1 protein-coding gene is annotated in these 513 nt (G+C 58.7%); it reads right to left on the bottom strand.

The features are described 5' to 3' along the window. A partial coding sequence (locus DWB67_RS17815; protein WP_182911668.1) for an AGE family epimerase/isomerase occupies positions 1-513 on the bottom strand: 513 nt, incomplete at both ends.

Raw genomic sequence — 513 nt, 5'->3', positions numbered from 1 at the left:
TCCCCCGTCAGGCCCGCCAAAGCCGAAAGATCCGGTGAGATAAACTCCGCAAGGCTATCCGTATCATCGTCAAAAAAATGTCGGAGAGATAAATTGCGTAAATGTGTCGCGCGTTCCAGCCAGAGCGCATTGCCGGTCATCTCGTAGGATTGCAGGCAAGCCTCGTAAAGATGCATATGGGGGTTCTGCGATCGCGGCGGCGCATCGGGTGCCGCAGGATCGGTGACTGTATCATCCTCTAGCAGCAGCCCCGTTTGCGGATCGGTCAGCGTCGTAGACAGCGCCTGCCAGCAATCCTCGATCGCGGCCTCTTGCCGGGCCGAGGGCGAAAGCCTGTTCCACGTCGACAGTCCAAGAATGACAAAACACTGGTCATAGCTGCGCGCAACCTCATCACCCGCATTGCCAGTGGGCGCGCCGTCAACACCAATCGCGCGCCGGTAAAGACCGGAAGACTTGCAGAACTTCAGCAGGATATCCGCCTGACGACCGGCCGCCCGTATCAAGATAGGG

The organism is Paracoccus sp. JM45 (assembly GCF_003590715.1).
Taxonomy (GTDB): Bacteria; Pseudomonadota; Alphaproteobacteria; order Rhodobacterales; family Rhodobacteraceae; genus Paracoccus.
This window is presented reverse-complemented; position numbering and strand designations above follow the sequence as displayed.